At 71.0% G+C, this 14,294-nt stretch carries 14 protein-coding genes; 3 read left to right on the top strand and 11 right to left on the bottom strand.

The window, feature by feature from the left end:
• The first annotated feature begins 70 nt into the window (after positions 1–70).
• Positions 71–478: a helix-turn-helix transcriptional regulator gene (locus ACIOJD_RS31495; protein ID WP_401919577.1), complete on the top strand. Its 408-nt coding sequence runs from the start codon at positions 71–73 to the stop codon at positions 476–478.
• A 27-nt stretch (positions 479–505) separates the two neighbouring features.
• On the opposite strand, the gene ACIOJD_RS31490 is transcribed toward ACIOJD_RS31495, so the two are convergent.
• The 10 genes from ACIOJD_RS31490 to ACIOJD_RS31445 form a co-directional block, all read right to left on the bottom strand.
• A complete protein-coding gene (locus tag ACIOJD_RS31490; RefSeq protein ID WP_401919575.1) occupies positions 506–664 on the bottom strand; it encodes a DUF6893 family small protein in 159 nt (52 codons plus the stop codon).
• Positions 665–669: 5 nt separating this feature from the next.
• Positions 670–1,260 (bottom strand): hydrogenase maturation protease, encoded by a 591-nt coding sequence (locus ACIOJD_RS31485; protein ID WP_401919574.1) that lies wholly within the window; start codon positions 1,258–1,260, stop codon positions 670–672.
• A 1-nt stretch (position 1,261) separates the two neighbouring features.
• A complete protein-coding gene (locus ACIOJD_RS31480; protein WP_401919573.1) occupies positions 1,262–2,785 on the bottom strand; it encodes a hypothetical protein in 1,524 nt (507 codons plus the stop codon).
• The gene (locus ACIOJD_RS31475; protein WP_401919571.1) at positions 2,782–3,456 is read right to left on the bottom strand and encodes a DUF6084 family protein; all 675 of its coding nucleotides are present in this window, start codon (positions 3,454–3,456) and stop codon (positions 2,782–2,784) included. Before ACIOJD_RS31475 ends, ACIOJD_RS31480 begins: the two co-directional genes overlap by 4 nt.
• The gene (locus ACIOJD_RS31470) at positions 3,453–4,253 is read right to left on the bottom strand and encodes a DUF5947 family protein (protein WP_401919569.1); all 801 of its coding nucleotides are present in this window, start codon (positions 4,251–4,253) and stop codon (positions 3,453–3,455) included. The genes ACIOJD_RS31475 and ACIOJD_RS31470 overlap by 4 nt, the downstream gene beginning before the upstream one ends.
• Positions 4,250–5,227 (bottom strand): NifU family protein, encoded by a 978-nt coding sequence (locus ACIOJD_RS31465; protein WP_401919568.1) that lies wholly within the window; start codon positions 5,225–5,227, stop codon positions 4,250–4,252. Before ACIOJD_RS31465 ends, ACIOJD_RS31470 begins: the two co-directional genes overlap by 4 nt.
• A gap of 128 nt (positions 5,228–5,355) precedes the next feature.
• Positions 5,356–7,140, bottom strand: coding sequence for a nickel-dependent hydrogenase large subunit (locus ACIOJD_RS31460; RefSeq protein ID WP_401919566.1), 1,785 nt, complete (start codon positions 7,138–7,140; stop codon positions 5,356–5,358).
• Positions 7,141–7,304: 164 nt separating this feature from the next.
• Complete coding sequence (locus tag ACIOJD_RS31455; RefSeq protein ID WP_401919746.1) at positions 7,305–8,393, bottom strand: hydrogenase expression protein HypE; 1,089 nt, start codon at positions 8,391–8,393, stop codon at positions 7,305–7,307.
• A 242-nt stretch (positions 8,394–8,635) separates the two neighbouring features.
• Entirely contained in the window at positions 8,636–8,851 is a 216-nt protein-coding gene (locus ACIOJD_RS31450; protein WP_401919564.1) for a hypothetical protein, read from the bottom strand.
• A 15-nt stretch (positions 8,852–8,866) separates the two neighbouring features.
• Complete coding sequence (locus ACIOJD_RS31445; protein WP_401919563.1) at positions 8,867–10,012, bottom strand: anion permease; 1,146 nt, start codon at positions 10,010–10,012, stop codon at positions 8,867–8,869.
• 200 nt (positions 10,013–10,212) lie between these two features.
• Between ACIOJD_RS31445 and mptB the strand changes: the two genes are divergently transcribed.
• Positions 10,213–11,745, top strand: a complete 1,533-nt coding sequence (mptB, locus tag ACIOJD_RS31440) for a polyprenol phosphomannose-dependent alpha 1,6 mannosyltransferase MptB (protein ID WP_401919562.1) — start codon at positions 10,213–10,215, stop codon at positions 11,743–11,745.
• Positions 11,742–12,974, top strand: coding sequence for a glycosyltransferase 87 family protein (locus tag ACIOJD_RS31435; protein WP_401919560.1), 1,233 nt, complete (start codon positions 11,742–11,744; stop codon positions 12,972–12,974). Before mptB ends, ACIOJD_RS31435 begins: the two co-directional genes overlap by 4 nt.
• On the opposite strand, the gene ACIOJD_RS31430 is transcribed toward ACIOJD_RS31435, so the two are convergent.
• The gene (locus ACIOJD_RS31430) at positions 12,946–14,103 is read right to left on the bottom strand and encodes a PP2C family protein-serine/threonine phosphatase (protein WP_401919744.1); all 1,158 of its coding nucleotides are present in this window, start codon (positions 14,101–14,103) and stop codon (positions 12,946–12,948) included. The two genes, ACIOJD_RS31435 and ACIOJD_RS31430, sit on opposite strands and share 29 nt — an antisense overlap.
• Between the last annotated feature and the right edge of the window lie 191 nt (positions 14,104–14,294).

Genomic DNA, 14,294 nt, shown 5'->3' with positions numbered 1-14,294 from the left:
TACGGGCTGGTTAGCGTGGAACGGGCGTCCGCGCCGGACCGTCGCACGGCCACCTCAGGAGATCGCAGCCATGACGACGCACGACACCGAACGACGGGCGCTGATGACACCCGTCATGCTGTTGCTCCTCGCGGAGCGGCCGGGACACGGGTACGAACTCACCCAGCGCCTGGGCGCCTTCGGCTGGGCCGAGGCGGAGTCGGCGCATGTGTACCGGCTGCTGCGAGGGATGGAGAAAGGCGGTCAGATCTCCTCCCAGTGGCGGGCTTCGGCCTCGGGACCCGCGCGTCGCGAGTACGAGATCACCCCGGCGGGATCGATGAGTCTGGCGCTGTGGTTCGTCCGGCTGGGTGAACTTCACAGCACGCTGCATCGGTTCCTGGAGCGCTATGTCCAGCTGAAGGGACCGGGCCTCGCCGACGCCGACGTACAGCCGCTGTCCGGTCCGCTGTCCGGTCATCCTCCGGCCGGTGGTTAGGCCCTCCGCGCGTCGCCCCACGCCCCTTCACATCCGCCGCATCCGCAGATAGCGGCGCAGGTCCGGGACGGACTTCGCCGTTTCGTACGCCATGGCGGCCGCGACCACACCGGCACAGACCCACAGCCATGTCGTGTCCGGGTGCTTGACGGGGGCGGTCCCCTTCATCGGGTGCGTCAGGTGCATGGAACTCAACTCCTTGTGTGTGCCGTGGTGGTGCCGGGTTCTGTGGCCGGGGCGGCCGACGCGGCCGGTGGCCGCCGCACGAGATCGAGGACCAGGTCGGCCGCCGGTCCCACGGCCGCGGCCACCGGCGGGCTCAGCCCGATCCCCTCCGCCGTGCTGAGGGGCCGGCAGCCGATCACCAGCACCTGCCCGGGGAGGGAGCCGCCGGCCCCGGCGCGCAGGTCGCGGACCAGCCGAAGTACCGACGCCGGGTCCATGCCGTGACCGTCCATCGGGGCGGGCGCGGCGGTGTCCGTGTCCGGTCGCTCCATGTCGAGGGGATCGACCTCGATCACCGAGAGGGTGCCCGGGGAGTCACCGCGGCCGACCGTGTCGACGAGGACGAGCCTGCGGTATCCGTCGAGGAGCCGGTAGGCGAGATGGACCCCTCGGATCCCCGCGTCCATCAGGTCCACGCCGGGCGGCAGCGGTCTGCCCGTCAGCCGGCGGACGGTCTCCACTCCGAAGCCGTCGTCGCCGAGGAAGATGTTGCCGATGCCCGCGACCAGGGTCCGGCCGTGCCGGCCGTCGGGCAGGGAAACGGAGACGGAGTCCATGTCAGCGCCCTCCTTCCGGGGTGCGCGCTCTCGTGTCCCGGGCCGGGGCACCTTCGGGACCGGCCGCGAGATCGCCCCCGGTGTCCTCCGCGGGATCGACCTCGTCCGGCCGGAAGTACAGGAATCGACCCTGCTGACGGCGTACGTCCACGCCCGGATCGCCGTCGACCGTGACCGCGATGTGCGTCTCGCCGTCGAAGTCCTGGAGCACCGCTTCGACCGTCGCCGTACGGCCCGTCAGGAAGATGTCCTGGGCGTCGGAGCGGCGCAGTCCGGGCCGCAGGACGACCCTGCTGCCCGCCGCGACGAGCTGCCCGTCGACGGTCACGGTGCTCTCGCCGGGCGCGAACCTCGTGTCCTGGGCGGGGTCCCACCAGGGAAGTTGCGACCCGGTGGGCAGCGGCAGCCCGGCGGACGGCGCGGCGCTGGGGCCCCGGTCCTGTCCGGCGGCCACGTCGCCCGTCACCTCGCGCAGACCGCGGATCGCGCCGTGCAGGCGCTCCATGACCTCGGCCGGCATCCCGTCGACCAGGTCGATCACCTCGGCGGCGCGCGCGTCCGTCCCGCGTGCCTCGCGCTTCTCCTGGTCGGTGAGCGCCGCCGTCCGCAGCGAGAGGATCTCGTCGATCTCGGTGGCGTCGTAGAGCGGTCCCGGGCTCTCCGCGGCGAGGGAGGGATGGTCGTCCAGGATGATCGGAGAGGACAACAGGACGTCGTCGCGGCCTTCTTCGCAGGCCAGCACCGGCCAGGTGTGCTCATTGCGGCAGACCTGGGCTGCGGGCCGTGCCCATTGAGGCGGGTCCGTCATCGACAGGAACCGGCCTCCGGGCAGACCGAGCAGCAGATGTGCCCCGATCAGGCTGTGGGGCAGGGCCGCCGCACGGTCGCCGCCGTCCACCGTCCGGTCCGGTGCCCAGGGCGACACATTGCGTACGGTCGCGGTCAGCCGCAGCGCTCCGTAAGGACCCGGCAGCGGTTCGGTGGCCAGATGGATCTCGCCCGCCAGCGGCCGGACGCGCCGCACCAGCCGGCCGATGACACGGCGTCCGCCGTCGTCGATGGGCTCGTGGTCCACCCCGCCGGGCCGGTCGAACCGTACGGTGTGCCCGCCCCCAGTGAGCCGGTCGAGCGGAACCTGGACCTCGATCCGCTCCTCCTCCGCCTCGTCCCACGGCACCAGCACCCGGTCGGGCAGGTCCAGTTCGGCCACCTCGGCCCAGCTCTCGCCGTCGGACAGGAGACGCTCGACCGTACGGCGGCGTACGTGAAGGAAGCGCAGCTCGACCAGGAGTTGGCCGGCGCGGCGGGGTTCCACGAGGCATTCCGTACGCTGCCAGGCGTGCTCGCTGTGCGCGTCCTCCCAGGAGGGCGGCACCAACACGCCGAACTGCCACCGCAGTTGGTTCTTGCGCGCGGAGGCCCGGTACGGATACAGCACATACCCCTCGAACAGCAGGGCGTCGGCGACCCGGCGGGCCTCGGTGAAGCCCGCCGTCACACGGTCCACGGTGGTGTCTCGCGTCATGACTGCCTTCCTCGGGGGCCGGGTTCGGCCGGGGCCGACATGGGGTCGCGGGCGGTGCGCAGCAGCTCCTCGAAGACCAGCTCCCAGGAGGGCAGGGCCCGCTCCGAGCGGTAACGACGCAGCGATTCGAGGCAGTCGTCGCGGATCCGCAGCCAGCCGGAGCCGGGGAAGTACTGCTCGATCATGTGCTGCCAGACCTTGACCGGCATCCGGAATCCGGTCTCCTTGTGCCAGGCGATCGGCTCCGCCGTGAAGCCGCGCTCGCCGCAGAAGACGGTGCCGGAGAACAGCAGGAGGAGCGGGACCTCGCCGTCCGCGAGAGCGCGGAAGTACTTGGCCGAGGCCACCTCCATGTCGTACGTGCAGATCACCGGCAGGTCGATCTCGGTGGACCCGGTGAAGCCGGGCACGGTCAGCGAGGCGTGGGCGAACTGGAGCGGCTTGAGCGTGGTGCTCCAGCGGTCGGGCTCACCGAAGAGATCGCCCAGCATCTCCACCTCGGCCGGTGCGTAGCGCCGTTGAACGGGCTCGATGCGCATCTGACAGCGCAGTGCGACGGCGTGGACGCGCTCGCCCGGCTCCGCCTCGATCCGCAGGCGGAACAGCAGGGTCGGGCCCGCACCGTACGGTTCGGGCCGTACATCGACGCAGGAGAACGCCAGATCGGTCATGAACCGTCCTCCTCGGTCACCGGGCGGGCCGCCGCGCGGACGCGGGTGAAGAAGTCCGTCAGGTCGGCACGGGCCTCGGCTCCGCCGTCGAATCCCTGCCAGTGCAGCCGCATCCGGCCCACCAGCTCGTAACAGGTGTCCACGGGCACCAGATAGCACTCGGTGCTCCCCGCGCCGGTACCACTGGAGGCACCGTCGGAGCCGCGTTCACGCCGAATCAGCAGTGCCTCGGTGTCCGGCCGGAGCAGCGCGGCGAGCCGGCTGTGACCGAGGACCTCCCGCCAGGTGCCGGGATCCAGCTCGCTCTCCGTGGCGCCGGCGGGGCTGGGGTAGAACGCGGCCAGCCGGTCCAGTTCCGAGTTGCGGAAGAAGAACGCGAGCCCGACGGGGATCTGGAGGCGGTTCCAGCTCGCCTCGTCCAGGGTGAAGTCCGGATCGACCAGATACCGGTCGGGGACGGCCCGGAAGTGGCCCGCACCGGCTCCCGGCCGGGTGAAGAGCAGATAGCAGCCGGTGCAGGCGCACAGCAGCGACCGCTTCCTGGTGTCCACCAGGTGCCGGTGTTCCGGGGCCAGTGGCTCGGCGCACAGCTCGCAGCGTTCCTGAGCGGGCGGCGGGCGCCGGGTGAAGCCTCGCAGCGCGGCCGGTACGGACGCGATGGACGAGGGAGGAGCCGTGTCAGGGACCGTTCCCGTTCCCGTGTCCGGGTCCGTTTCGGCGTCCGCGGCCGGGTTCGTGCCGCCGCTCGGGCCACGGGCGGTGAAAGCGCCCCCGGTCGGCGCGGGCCGGGCCCTCATGACCCCGCCGGCAGCAGGACGCCCGGCAGCGCCACCCGTACGGAACCGTTCTCCTCCAGCAGGGGCACCGGCTCCAGATGGCCGCGCTCGCCCCGGCCGGCCCGGCGGATGTCGTACTGCGCCGCACAGTCCGGGCAGCGCAGTACGTCCCCGTCCACCACCGCGTCGCCCAGCCGGCCCGCGCAGAGCGGGCAGTGGTCGCGGTACGCGTAGAGGTTGCCGGGCAGCCGGACCAGCAGCAGGGGCGTGCCCGCCACCTCGTGGACCACGCTCTGTCCGTCGGCCGACGGCGGCGGCGCGGGCAGCGGGTGCCACTGGACCGGAGCGTCTCCGGCCGGTCCGGCGGACGTCGCGGAACCGGGGGACGGCGCCTCCACGGCAGTGGTGTCGTCCGGCGGCCGGGACCGGATCTGGAGAAGCTTCGGCTGCGGCTCCTCCTCCGTCACGCCCTCGACCTCCACCCGCTCGATCTCGGGGGCGCGGCGGGCCACGGCCTCCTCGATGGTCCACCGCACGGTCTGAGCGGAGGACGGACAGCCGTCGCAGCTGCCGCGCAGCCGTAGCCGCAGCGTCATGCCTTCGGCTCCGCCGACGTCGGCTCCGTCCGCCCTGTCGTCCGCGGCCGACTCGATTCCGGCGATCTCCACATCGCCCGCGTGCGACCCCAGATACGGGCGGACCTCGTCCAGCGCCCGCCCCACCCGGGTCATGGTGTCCTCGGGGTGGAGATCGTGCAGTACCAGCAGCCCGCCGACGAGTTCGTCGCCGCCGAGCAGGTCCAGTGGATCGGTGCCGTCCGGTGCGTCGCCCAGCAGCTCGACGACACGGGCCAGGCCGGTCCCGTAGAACTCGACGATGCTGCGCACGAGTTCGTCCGCGAGGTCGCGTCCCGCCGGGCCCATCGACCTGCCGAGTTCGTCGAGCAGCGCGGCGATGTGCTCACCGGCCTGCTGCTCCTTGGCCGTTGCTGCCATGTCACGGTGCCTTTCCTCCGGTGGTTCCGGTGGTTTCCGGTGTTCCGGTGGTGCCGCCGCTCCGGCGGGGACGGCCACCTCGTCGCGGCCGTCCCCATGCGTTCCGCTGTGCGGCGTCCGGCGTACGGTCAGCCCGCCAGTCCGCTGAGCCCGGTGGGCATGTGCATCTCCTGCACCGTCCGGCCGCCGCCGACGTACATGTGCACGCCGCAGGGCAGACACGGGTCGAAGCTGCGCACGGCCCGCATGATGTCGATGCCCTTGAAGGTGTCCGGGGGGTTCTCCTCGAAGATCGGGGTGTTCTGCACCGCGTCCTCGTACGGGCCCGGCGTGCCGTAGGAGTCGCGCACGCTCGCGTTCCACGGGGTCGGCGGGTACGGGTGGTAGTTGGCGATCTTGCCGTCCCTGATCACCATGTGGTGGGACAGCACACCCCGTACCGCCTCGGTGAAGCCGACGCCGATGGACTCGTCCGGCACCTCGAAGCTCTCCCAGGTCTGGGTGTGGCCGGAGCGCACCTCCTCCATCGCCTGCTCGGCGAAGTGCAGGGCGCAGGCCGCCGCGTACGCCTGGAAGTAGGTCCGGGCGCGGTTGCGCTCCAGGGCGTTGCTCCACCGCGGGATGCGCCACTCCAGATGGGCTTCCGGCTTGGTCATCGTGCGCGGCAGGTTGATCTTGACGCTGTGGCCGGTGGCCTGTACGTAGCCGAAGTCGACCAGCCCGGAGAGGGCGGTGGACCACAGCCGCGCGATGGGACCGCCGCCGGTGTCCAGCGCCAGATGGTCCGTACCGTCGAACCAGCGCGGGGACATCACCCAGCTGTACTTGTCCGCGAAGTCCCGCTTCTGCGGGGCCGGGATGGTGTGCTGGTTCCACGGATGGCGCGCGTCGACGGGGTTGCCCAGCGGGTCGCGGTCGACGAACGTCTCCTGGCCCGCCCAGTCGTCGTAGTACGAGCTGCCGAGCAGGATCCGGATGCCGAGGTTGATGTCGACGAGATCGTTGGTGACCAGCTTGCCGTCGACGACGATCCCGGGGGTGACGAACATGCGACGGCCCCAGTCGGACATGTTCCGGTACGTGAAGTCGCAGTGCTCGGGGTCGTTGAGCGCGCCCCAGCAGCCGAGCAGCACGCGCCGCCGGCCGACCTCCTCGTACCCGGGCAGGGCCTCGTAGAAGAAGTCGAACAGGTCGTCGTGGAGCGGGACGACGCGCTTCATGAACTCCACGTAGCGCATCAGCCGGGTCAGGTAGTCCGTGAACAGCTGGATGGTGGCCACGGTCCCGACGCCGCCCGGGTAGAGCGTGGAGGGGTGGACGTGCCGCCCCTCCATGAGGCAGAACATCTCCCGGGTGTAGCGGCTGACTTGCAGCGCCTCCCGGTAGAACTCGCCCTCCAGCGGGTTGAGCGAGCGCATGATGTCGGCGATCGTGCGGTAGCCGTGGTCGGCCGCGTGGGGTGCCTCGGTGCGTTCGGCCAGCTCCAGCACGCCGGGGTTGGTCTCGCGGACCATCTTCTCGCAGTAGTCCACCCCGACCAGGTTCTCCTGGAAGATGTTGTGGTCGAACATGTACTCCGCCGCCTCGCCGAGGTTCATGATCCACTCGCCGAGGTGCGGAGGCTTCACGCCGTACGCCATGTTCTGCGCGTACACCGAACAGGTCGCGTGGTTGTCACCGCAGATGCCGCAGATGCGGCTGGTGATGAAGTGCGCGTCCCGCGGGTCCTTGCCCCGCATGAACACGCTGTAGCCGCGGAAGACGGACGAGGTGCTGTAGCACTCGGCCACCCGCTTCTGCTTGAAGTCGATCTTCGTGTGGATGCCGAGGCTGCCCACGATCCGGGTGATCGGATCCCAGGACATCTCCATCAGGCCACTGCCGTCCTCGGCTCGCTTCGTCTTCGGCGCCATGGGGTGCGCACCTTTCCTGGGCGGTGGGGGCTTCTTCTGCCGTGCTCTGCCGCCTGTCGCCGGCGGCTGTGCGGCGTACCTTCATCGCTGCGGCCGCGACTCGATCCGCGGACCGATCACGTTCCCGTGTGGCGTTTCGTGTGTGGCGTTCCGGTGCGGACGGATCACCACGGAGGGTGGTAGCCGGTCAGGATCTTCTCTCCCTTGCGGCGCCACTTCGGTTCCTTGTCGACGGTCCTGGCCGTGACACCGCGCAGTTTGCGGATGACCTTGCCGTACGCGCCGCTGGCCGCCGCAGACACATGGCCGCCCGGTGGCTCGTCCATGAAGGGCATGAACTTGTCCGGGAAGCCGGGCATCGTGCAGGCGATACAGATGCCGCCCACGTTGGGACAGCCGCCGACACCGTTGATCCAGCCGCGCTTGGGGACGTTGCACTTGACGACCGGACCCCAGCAGCCCAGTTTCACCAGGCACTGCGGTGAGCCGTACTCGGTCGCGAACTGGCCCTGCTCGTAGTAGCCGGCCCGGTCACATCCCTCGTGCACGGTGGCGCCGAACAGCCAGGACGGGCGCAGCTGTTCGTCGAGCGGGATCATCGGCGCGGATCCGGCGGCCTGGTAGAGCAGGTAGAGCAGGGTCTCCGAGGCGTTGTCCGGGTGGACCGGGCAGCCGGGGATGCAGACGATCGGGATGCCCGCCTGCGACTTCCAGTCCCAGCCCAGGTAGTCGGGGACGCCCATCGCGCCGGTCGGGTTGCCCTCCATGGCGTGGATCCCGCCGTAGGTCGCGCAGGTGCCGATGGCCACGACGGCCAGCGCCTTCGGAGCGAGCCGGTCGATCCACTCGCTGGTGGTGATGGGCTGGCCGGTCTCGGGATCGTCCCCGAAGCCGCACCAGTAGCCCTCGTTCTTGATCGACTCGTTGGGAATGGATCCCTCGACGACCAGCACGTACGGGTCTATCTCGCCGCGCTCCGCCTTGAAGAACCACTCGATGAAGTTGTCGGCGCCCTGGACGGGGCCGCATTCGAAGTCGATCAGGGGCCAGTGCACGGCCACCTTGGGCAGTCCTGGCAGAGCGCCGAGTGCGAGTTCCTCGATGCTCGGCTGGGTGGCCGCGGTGAGCGAGACGGAGTCTCCGTCGCAGCTCAGCCCCGCGTTGATCCAGAGAATATGGACCGTCGGTGCTTCTTCCGTGTTCTCTCCGCCGGGCGCTGTGCTGCCCTCGGATACCGGTGTGGCGGTCATCATCCCCTCCTCGTTGGGAACTCCGGCGAGGCCTCGGGAGAGACACACGCGCACGATATGAGGAGCTTTGTCCCTACCTGGATAGCCGAATCCGGCGCGTCCGGTAAGTGCGGGATGGTCCTATGAACGTGGTGCGCGAGGGGAGGCGCGGGGCGGTCCGGCCGGCCGCCGGCCGCGCGTCCGCACCGCCCCACCCCGGATCAGGCCGGGCGGGATCGGCGCGGGCGCGTGCGCCGGCAACCCGGTCAGTGGAACTGCGGCACGATCAGATACAGCCCGTACCCGACCGCTGCCGCGCACGCGGCGAAGCACAGCCCGGCGACGGCCCTCGACAGCGCGACCGGCCGTCCCTCCTGCGGTGAGAGAGCCCGCACCCCCAGTGCGAAGACGATCATCACGCCCACGGTCGCGCCGATACTGACGAGCACCACTTCGCCCAGGGAACTCCACTCCAGATCCATCCGGTCCTCTTCCCCTCAGACGTTCGCCTTGGCCGTGCTGGGGCGGATCGTCACGGTGTGTCCGTCGTTGACGTTGCGAGCGTTGACCGGGTTACGGCGGGACACGATCACGATGAAGGTCGCCACTGCGGCGGCCACCAGGGCGGCCACGACGGTGCCGATGGTTCCGCCGTACACGATCACGGTCGCGGCGAGAGCCCCGACGGACGCCGAGGCGGGGAGGGTGACGCCCCAGGCGAGGACCATGCGCGCGGCGGTGCCCCAGCGCACGTGTGCCGGCTTGCGGCCGAGCCCCGCGCCGATGATGCTGCCGGAGCAGACCTGCGTCGTGGACAGGGCGAAGCCGAGGTGGGCGGAGGTCAGGATGACGGTCGCGGCGGAGGATTCCGCGGCGAAGCCCTGCGGGGCGCGGATGTCGGTGAGGCCCTTGCCCATGGTCCTGATGATGCGCCAGCCGCCCAGGTACGTACCGAGTCCGATGGCCAGCCCCGAAGCGCCGATGACCCACATGGGCGGCCCCGCGCCCGGCGGGAGCGCGTTCACGGAGATCAGGGTGAGCGTGATGACGCCCATGGTCTTCTGGGCGTCGTTGGTCCCGTGGGCCAGGGACACCAGCGAGGCGGAGGCGATCTGCCCGAGCCGGAACCCCCGGTTGACCGAGGAGTCCCGGCCCCCCGCGGTCAGCAGGTAGGCGAGATACGTGGCCAGCAGCGCGGCGACGGCGGCCACCACAGGGGAGGCGAGTGCCGGGATGACGATCTTCTCGAGCACCTTGGCGAAGTGCACGCCGTGCTCGCCCGCGCCCACCCACACGGCGCCGATCAGGCCGCCGAACAACGCGTGCGAGGAACTGGACGGGAGCCCCACCAGCCAGGTGGTCAGATTCCACAGGATGGCGCCGATCAGACCCGCGAACACCATGCCCGGGGTGATCAGACCATCGTCCACGATGCCGCCGGAGATGGTCTTGGCGACCTCCGTGGACAGAAAGGCACCCGCGATATTGAGGGCACCACTGATGAGCACGGCGACCCTGGGGCGCAGCGCCCTCGTGGCGATCGACGTGGCCATGGCATTCGCGGTGTCATGGAATCCGTTGGTGAAGTCGAACGCCAGAGCGGTCGCGATCACCACTCCCACAAGAATCGTGATGTGGTCCATTGGCCCTATACAAGCGCAGGTGTCGGCGCCCCAGGGAAAGGCGTGCCGATGGTCCGCTCGGCTTCGTGTCAATCGTGGTCACCTTCCGGTCACTTGTGATCGTCCGTCATCGACGGGCCCCTTATTTCCGCCGTCGGGCGTTCAGAGGGGCGTGGCGGCGACGTCGTCTTCCGGTCACCCCCTGCTGCGAGCCTCCACGGATGTTCGCCCTGACCACCGACGTGGACCCGAACCGATGCCGGACGCTGGGGCTCGTGGGGTCCGCCGTGCTCACCGCCGGTGGGCTGACCGCGGGCGCGCTGCCGGTACGGGAAGCCTTCCTGCCCTCGTCGGGCCGGGCCGCGGTCGGCCTGCTGGGCGCGTACTTCGGACTGGTCCTGCTGATCGCGGCCTGGTGGTGGCTGGGCCGCGCGGTACGGGGCCCGCGCCCGCCGGCACCGCGCGAACTGCTCGTGACCCTCGGACTGTGGGCGACGCCGCTGCTGCTCGGGCCGCCGCTGTTCAGCCGGGACGTGTACAGCTATCTCGCGCAGGGCGCCATGGTCGACGCGCACATCGACGTGTACGCCCACGGACCCGCGCATCTGGGCGGGCCGCTCGCGACCGAGGTGGCCCCCGTGTGGCGGCACACTCCGGCCCCGTACGGCCCGGTGTTCCTCGCCGTCGCGGAGAAGGCCGCGGGCCTCGCCCGTACCGACCTGTCCGCCGCCCTGCTCGGCATGCGGCTCGTCGCGCTGCTCGGCGTCGGGCTGATGATCGCCTTTCTGCCGCTGCTCGCCGACCGCTGCGGTGTCGACCGGTCCGCCGCGCTCTGGCTCGGCGCGCTCAACCCGCTCGTACTGCTGCACCTTGTCGCGGGAGCGCACAACGACGCCCTGATGATCGGGCTGCTCGGCGCCGGACTCGTCGCGGCCCTCGGGGGTGTCGCGAAAGCGGCGCCGTCCGCCCGCGGGGCGGGGCCCGTGGGCCTTTCGCGCTACGCCCCAGGTGGGTGGTCCGCCGGTGCGGCGGTCCTCGTCACACTCGCCGCGCTGGTGAAGGCACCCGCAGCGCTCGGCCTGACGGCGGTGGCCGCGCTCTGGGCGGCCCGGCTCACGGGACGCGCCCCTACGCTCAGAGCCGCCGCGCTGACCTGCGCGGTCGCCCTGGCCACCACGGCCCTGGTGACCGCCGTGACCGGCACCGGCTACGGCTGGCTCAACACGCTCTCCACCCCCGTCTCGCCCGACAACTGGTCGCTGACCAGCGCGCTCGGCCGGCTCACCGGCGCGCTGCTCGACACTCTGGGCGGCGGACTCGGTGAGTCGGCCGTACCGGCGTGGCGGTGGTTCGGTCTGCTGGCCACGGTCGTGGCCGTGGTCGTGCTCTGGCTGCGGCGGGTGCGTCTCGGCCCGGTCTACGCGCTGGCGCTGAGCCTGCTGGCGGTCTTCGCGCTGGGCCCGGCCTTCCGGCCCTGGTACGCGCTGTGGGGGCTGTTCCTGATCGCCGCCGCCGCGCCCGACGGCCGTGTACGGCGCTGGGCCGCGGTGGGCAGCGGAGTCCTCGCGCTGGGCCTGCTGCCCAGCGGATCGCCACCGGACGGGGCGCAGTTGACGCTCGCGGTGGGAGGCGGCCTGCTCGCTCTGCTCGCGCTGTGGTGGATGATCCAGCTGTCGGGTACGGGCGCCTTGTCCTCCTCCTCGCGTGACCTCTCGTACTCCCGCGCCGCCTCCCGTACACGGACCGTGTCATGAAGTGGCCCCGCCGGGCCGTGGCGACCGCGGGCGGCCGGGCGGCCGTGGCCGTGTCCCTGGTCGTGACCACCGCCGTCTTCCTCGCCACCGTCCCCCTCCACCGGGACTTCTTCGATGTCGGCGTCTACTACGGCACGGTCGACGACTGGATCCACCGGGGCGGCCGGATCTACGACTACGTCAGGCCCGGCACCCACTACGGCTTCACCTACCCGCCGTTCGCCGCCGTGTCCATGGCGCCGATGGCGCTGGTCCCCTGGCCCGTGGCCGTCGGGATCAGCATCGCGCTGAGTGTCGTGGCGTCGGCCCTGCTGCTGCGCTGGCTGGCCGGACCTGTCATCCAACGCGCGCGGTGGCGCCCCTGGTTCGCCTTCACCGTGGTGGGCTGCCTGTTCGCCCTGTTCGAACCCGTCCGCGACACCTTCAGCTTCGGGCAGGTGAACCTGCTGCTCGTCGCGCTCGTCTTCACCGACGCGCGACTGCTGGCCACCGGGCGCGGCCGGTACGCGGGCATCGGCATCGGCCTGGCGACCGCGATCAAGCTCACGCCGGCCCTCTTCATCGGCTATCTGCTGATCACCGGCCGCCGACGGCAGGCGGCACTGGCGACGGCCACGGCCGGTGCGGCCACGCTGGTCGCGGCCCTGATCGACCCCGGGGCCTCCCGGGCCTTCTGGACCGACGCCCTGTGGAACACGGACCGCGTCGGCTCGCTCAGCTATGTCTCCAACCAGTCGCTCCAGGGAGTCCTCGCACGGCTCCAGCCGGACCATCCGAGCCGCGCGGTGTGGCTGGCGTGCGCCCTCGCCGTCCTCGCGGTCTGGGCGTACCGCTCGCGCGTGGCCGTACGCCAGGGCGACGACCGGACCGGGTTCGCGCTGACCGGTCTCACTGCCTGCCTGGTCAGTCCCGTGACCTGGGTGCATCACCTGGTCTGGCTGATCCCCGCCCTGATCGTCCTCGCGGACACGGCCCTGCGCCGCCTCGACGAGGGACACCGGGACCGCCGTGTGCTGCCCCTCGTGTGCGCCGGGCTGTACGTCGTCCTGTGCAGCAGCGTCGTCTGGCTGTGGCGCTGGGACTCGACGGGCCCGGACGCCTTCCTCGGTGCGAACGCCTACGTCTGGATCACCCTCGGGCTGCTGCTCGTACGGCCGGGACCGCACGGCCCACGGCCGCCCGGGGCCGCGCCGGCCGTTGTCACGGACGCGGCGGGCGCCACTCGATGAGCAGGAGCGTGGCGTCGTCGCGCAGCTGGTCGTTCTGACGGTCGAGGATCGAGTGGATGAGCCGGCGCAGCACCTCCGGGGTCAGCTCACCGGCCGCCGACCCCCGGATGATGGAGCTGGTGAAGCCGTCGAGACCGAACTCCTCGCCGCCCTCGACCCGCGCTTCCGTCACCCCGTCCGTGTAGAAGAGCACGCGGTCGCCCGGTTCGAGCCTGACCTCATGGGCCTCGCGGGTGGTCCCGGCGAACTGGGCGGGCAGCCCCATCGGCGGCTGCGGCGACCGCTCCAGGGCCTTCTCCAGTACCCGCTCGTCGCGGATGAGCAGGGGCGGCGGATGGCCGCAGTTGCACCACCGGAAGACCCCGTCCGCCAGATTCAGCCGGCTGACGACGCCGGTGCAGTACTGGTCGGGGAGCCATTGGCTCAGCGCCTTGTCGATGGTGCGGATGAGCTGGGGGAGTTCGGCACCCGCCCTGCGGGCATTGCGGCAGCCGGCCATCGCCACGGCGGTGGTCAGGCCCGAGGCGAGGTTGTGGCCCATGGCGTCGAAGATCGCGGCATGCAGGGTGGATTCGGTCAGGGAGTGGTCGAACGCGTCGCCGCCGATGTGGTACGCGGGTTCCAGCACCGCCGTCGACACGGCGTAGTCGTTGCCGATCGTCCGTGGGGGCAGCAGGGAGCGGAGCATCTCCGCGGGCAGGTCCATGGATTCGGTACGGGCATGGCGCGCGAAGCTGTCGCTGTAGGCCCGCTTCGAGGTGATGGCCATCGCGAGCACGGAGGCGATCATGCGGCAGCGCCGCAGCCGTGCGAGGTCGAGCGAATCCATCCGTACGCCGAGGATGCCGAGCCGCTCCGCCCCGTCGACCAGCGGTAGCCAGGCGGTGAGTTCCGATTCCCCGGAATCCTCGATGCGCAGGTCGAGGGTGCGATAGGCCCAGCCGGCCGTGGAGAAGTCCACATCGATGGTGGGCAGACCGTGGGTGAGGGGAACCAGATGCCGCTGCTGGAGGTCTACGAGATAAATGACGATTTCTTCAAGACCGACCGCGGTCGCACACCGGTTCACGAGGATCGGCAGTTCCATCGGGGCCGCCGTGTGGACCTCGGTGAGCAACTCTTCGAGCAGCTGTTCGTCGAGGCGGACGTCAGGATCGAGTGCGGATTCCGGTGCGGGGACCGGTGTGGGGTCTGCTGCGGGGTCTGGTGCGGGGTCTGGTGCGGGAGATTCACTCGCCACCGGGCGTCACCTCCTCACTGGCAGTCTCACACCGCCGCCGCGGTTCCGCCCGGCCGGACAAGGGGCGTAAGGGGTCGGGC

Origin of the sequence: Streptomyces sp. NPDC088116 (genome assembly GCF_044741745.1) — a bacterium.
In the GTDB taxonomy this organism is placed as follows: Bacteria; Actinomycetota; Actinomycetes; order Streptomycetales; family Streptomycetaceae; genus Streptomyces.
The sequence above is the reverse complement of the archived record's forward strand: the minus strand, read 5'-3'. Positions and strand labels throughout refer to the sequence as shown.